The organism is Streptococcus mitis (assembly GCF_001579035.1).
GTDB classification, from domain to species: domain Bacteria; phylum Bacillota; class Bacilli; order Lactobacillales; family Streptococcaceae; genus Streptococcus; species Streptococcus mitis_J.
This window is the reverse complement of the sequence record NZ_KQ970289.1, coordinates 48,474-53,182: the sequence shown is the minus strand read 5'-3', so window position 1 is coordinate 53,182 and position 4,709 is coordinate 48,474. Positions and strand designations below refer to the sequence as shown.

4 protein-coding genes are annotated in these 4,709 nt (G+C 43.3%); all 4 read left to right on the top strand.

Annotation, left to right across the window (positions count from 1 at the left end):
• On the top strand, window positions 1–1,777 hold a 1,777-nt coding region (pbp2b, locus tag SMIDD26_RS07455), incomplete at its 5' end, for a penicillin-binding protein 2B (RefSeq protein ID WP_246746983.1).
• Between the two features lie 10 nt (window positions 1,778–1,787).
• Window positions 1,788–2,384, top strand: coding sequence for a recombination mediator RecR (gene recR / locus SMIDD26_RS07450; protein WP_000966754.1), 597 nt, complete (start codon window positions 1,788–1,790; stop codon window positions 2,382–2,384).
• Between the two features lie 175 nt (window positions 2,385–2,559).
• Complete coding sequence (locus tag SMIDD26_RS07445) at window positions 2,560–3,603, top strand: D-alanine--D-alanine ligase (RefSeq protein WP_061439714.1); 1,044 nt, start codon at window positions 2,560–2,562, stop codon at window positions 3,601–3,603.
• Between the two features lie 83 nt (window positions 3,604–3,686).
• The coding region (locus SMIDD26_RS07440) for a UDP-N-acetylmuramoyl-tripeptide--D-alanyl-D-alanine ligase (RefSeq protein ID WP_061439793.1) at window positions 3,687–4,709 on the top strand (1,023 nt) is incomplete at its 3' end.

Genomic DNA, 4,709 nt, shown 5'->3' with positions numbered 1-4,709 from the left:
GGCTACAGACTTAAAAGAAATAGCTAAAAAGTTACTGACTTATGTGAGTATCAGTTCGCCAAATTTGACAGAACGCCAGCTGGCTGATTACTATTTGGCTGATCCTGAAATCTATAAAAAAACAGTGGAAGCTCTCCCAAGTGAGAAACGCTTGGATTCAGATGGCAATCGCCTATCCGAATCAGAACTGTATAACAATGCGGTCGATAGTGTCCCAACAAGTCAACTAAACTATACAGAGGATGAAAAGAAAGAAATCTATCTTTTTAGTCAGTTAAATGCTGTTGGAAACTTTGCGACAGGAACCATTGCGACAGATCCTCTAAATGATTCTCAGGTGGCTGTTATTGCCTCTATTTCAAAGGAGATGCCTGGCATTAGTATTTCTACTTCTTGGGATCGAAAGATTTTGGGAACTTCCCTTTCTTCTATAGTAGGGAGTGTATCCAGTGAAAAAGCTGGTCTCCCAGCGGAAGAAGCAGAAGCCTATCTTAAAAAAGGCTATTCTCTAAATGACCGTGTTGGAACCTCCTATTTGGAAAAGCAATATGAAGAGACCTTACAAGGAAAACGCTCGGTAAAAGAAATCCATCTGGATAAATATGGCAATATGGAAAGCGTGGATACAATTGAGGAAGGTAGTAAGGGAAACAATATCAAACTGACCATTGATTTGGCCTTCCAAGATAGCGTGGATGCTTTGCTGAAAAGTTATTTCAATTCCGAGCTAGGAAATGGAGGAGCCAAGTATTCTGAGGGTGTGTATGCAGTTGCCCTTAACCCAAAAACAGGTGCTGTGTTATCCATGTCAGGAATCAAACATGACCTGAAAACGGGAGAGTTGACACCTGATTCCTTGGGAACGGTGACCAATGTCTTTGTCCCAGGTTCGGTTGTCAAGGCGGCGACCATCAGCTCCGGTTGGGAAAATGGAGTCTTATCAGGGAACCAGACCTTGACAGACCAACCGATTGTCTTCCAAGGTTCAGCTCCGATTAATTCTTGGTATACTCAAGCCTACGATTCATTCCCGATTACAGCTGTGGAGGCCTTGGAGTATTCTTCTAATGCCTATATGGTCCAAACAGCTCTAGGTCTTATGGGTCAGACCTATCAACCCAATATGTTTGTTTTAACTAACAATTTAGAATCCGCCATGGGGAAACTTCGTTCGACATTTGCTGAATATGGTCTTGGAGCCTCAACAGGCATTGACCTTCCAGATGAGTCAACTGGTTTTATTCCAAAAGAGTATAATTTTGCTAATTATATTACCAATGCATTTGGCCAGTTTGATAACTATACGCCCATGCAATTAGCTCAGTATGTGGCAACTATTGCAAATGATGGTGTTCGTGTGGCTCCTCGTATTGTTGAAGGCATTTATGGTAATAATGACAAGGGAGGACTGGGCGACTTGATTCAGCAACTGCAACCGACAGAGATGAATAAGGTCAATATATCCGACTCCGATATGAGTGTCTTGCACCAAGGTTTTTATCAGGTTGCTCATGGGACTAGTGGATTGACAACTGGACGTGCCTTTTCAAATGGTGCCTTGGTATCCATTAGCGGAAAAACGGGTACAGCCGAAAGTTATGTGGCAGATGGTCAGCAAGCAACCAATACCAATGCGGTGGCCTATGCCCCATCTGATAATCCCCAAATTGCTGTGGCAGTGGTCTTTCCTCATAATACCAATCTAACAAATGGTGTAGGACCTTCCATTGCGCGTGACATTATCAATCTGTATCAAAAATACCATCCAATGAACTAGAAAGGAATTTATGCTTTATCCAACACCTATTGCTAAGCTGATTGACAGTTATTCTAAGTTACCAGGTATCGGGATTAAGACGGCTACGCGTCTGGCCTTTTATACGATTGGGATGTCTGATGATGATGTCAATGAATTTGCAAAAAATCTCCTTTCTGCTAAGAGAGAATTGACCTACTGTTCTATTTGTGGTCGTTTGACAGACGACGATCCTTGTTCTATCTGTACCGATCCAACTCGTGACCAGACAACGATTTTGGTGCTAGAGGATAGTCGGGATGTGGCAGCCATGGAAAATATCCAAGAATACCATGGACTCTATCATGTCCTGCATGGTCTCATTTCTCCCATGAATGGTATCAGTCCAGACGATATCAATCTCAAGAGTCTCATGACTCGTCTGATGGATAGTGAGGTTTCAGAAGTAATCGTAGCAACCAATGCTACGGCAGATGGGGAAGCAACTTCCATGTATCTTTCACGTTTGCTCAAGCCAGCTGGGATCAAGGTTACGCGCTTGGCGCGAGGTCTTGCTGTGGGGGCAGATATCGAGTATGCGGACGAAGTGACCCTCTTACGAGCGATTGAAAATCGAACAGAGTTGTAAGTGTAGACAAAATTACGAACTCCATTCATTTATAAAAAATCAAAGAGGCTGAAAATCGTTCCTATCGGCCTCTTTTTGTATAGTGTGATGAGTAGGATCAGGTTCAAGTTTTAAAAAAACAAGCAAATATGATATACTAAAGAGCGAGTATTCTAGTAGAATTAGGACAAGTAATATGAAACAAACGATTATTCTTTTATACGGTGGACGGAGTGCGGAACGCGAAGTCTCTGTCCTTTCAGCTGAGAGTGTCATGCGTGCGGTCAATTATGACCGTTTCACAGTTAAGACTTTCTTTATCAGTCAGTCAGGTGATTTTATTAAAACGCAAGAATTTAGCCAGACTCCGGGGCAAGAGGACCGTCTCATGACCAATGAAACTATTGATTGGGATAAGCAAGTTGCACCAAGTGCCATCTACGAAGAAGGTGCAGTGGTCTTTCCAGTTCTTCACGGTCCGATGGGAGAAGATGGCTCTGTCCAAGGATTCTTAGAAGTTTTGAAAATGCCTTATGTCGGATGTAATATCTTGTCATCTAGCCTTGCCATGGACAAAATCACGACTAAGCGTATTTTAGAATCTGCTGGTATTGCCCAAGTTCCTTATGTGGCTATCGTTGAAGGCGATGATGTGACTGCTAAAATCGCTGAAGTGGAAGAAAAATTGGCTTATCCAGTCTTCACTAAGCCGTCAAACATGGGTTCTAGTGTGGGTATTTCCAAATCTGAAAATCAAGAAGAACTCCGTCAAGCCTTGAAACTTGCCTTCCAATATGACAGCCGTGTCTTGGTAGAGCAAGGGGTCAATGCTCGTGAAATCGAGGTTGGTCTACTGGGCAACTACGATGTCAAAAGCACGCTGCCAGGAGAAGTAGTCAAGGATGTTGCCTTTTATGACTACGATGCCAAGTATATTGACAACAAGATTACCATGGACATTCCGGCTAAAATCAGTGATGATGTGGTAGCTGTCATGCGTCGAAATGCAGAAACTGCCTTCCGTGCCATTGGTGGCCTCGGTCTATCTCGTTGCGATTTCTTCTATACAGACAAGGGAGAGATTTTCCTAAACGAGCTCAATACCATGCCAGGTTTCACCCAGTGGTCTATGTACCCACTACTTTGGGATAATATGGGAATTAGCTACCCAGACCTAATCGAGCGATTGGTTGATCTTGCCAAGGAAAGTTTTGACAAGCGCGAAGCGCATTTGCTATAAAATGAAAGAGAGGGTAGAAGCCAGAACTATCACTGCCAGGTGATTAGAGTTCTCGGACTTCAACCCTTTTTAAAGGAGTAGAAATGAAATTAACAATCCATGAAGTGGCTCAAGTTGTAGGAGCTAAAAATGATATCAGCATCTTTGAGGACACCCAGTTAGAAAAGGCTGAGTTTGACAGTCGCCTAATTACGGCAGGGGATTTATTTGTGCCACTCAAAGGTGCGCGTGATGGCCATGACTTTATCGAAACAGCCTTTGAAAATGGTGCAGCAGTAACCCTCTCTGAGAAAGAGGTTGCAAATCATCCCTATATTCTAGTAGATGATGTCTTGACTGCCTTTCAAACCCTAGCTGCCTACTATCTTGAGAAAATGGCTGTTGATGTCTTTGCAGTTACAGGTTCAAATGGCAAGACAACGACCAAGGATATGTTGGCGCACTTGCTATCAACAACCTACAAAACCTACAAAACACAAGGCAATTACAATAACGAGATTGGACTTCCTTACACCGTTCTCCATATGCCTGAAGGGACAGAAAAGTTGGTCTTGGAGATGGGGCAGGACCACTTGGGAGATATTCATCTCTTGTCAGAATTGGCTCATCCAAAAACAGCCATCGTGACCTTGGTTGGAGAAGCACATTTGGCCTTTTTCAAAGACCGTTCGGAAATTGCCAAAGGAAAAATGCAAATTGCAGATGGTATGGTATCGGGTTCTTTGCTTTTGGCACCAGCTGACCCGATTGTAGAGGCATACCTGCCAGCTGATAAAAAGGTGGTTCGTTTTGGGCAAGGAGCAGAGCTGGAAATCACAGACTTGGTTGAGCGTAAGGACAGTCTGACCTTTAAGGCTAATTTCTTGGAGCAAGCCTTTGACTTGCCAGTGACTGGTAAGTACAATGCGACCAATGCTATGATTGCATCCTATGTTGCCCTGCAAGAAGGAGTGACTGAGGAACAAATTCGTCAGGCCTTCCAACATCTTGAATTAACACGTAACCGTACCGAGTGGAAGAAAGCAGCCAATGGAGCAGATATTCTGTCAGATGTTTATAATGCCAATCCAACTGCTATGAAGCTGATTTTAGAGACTTTCTCTGCC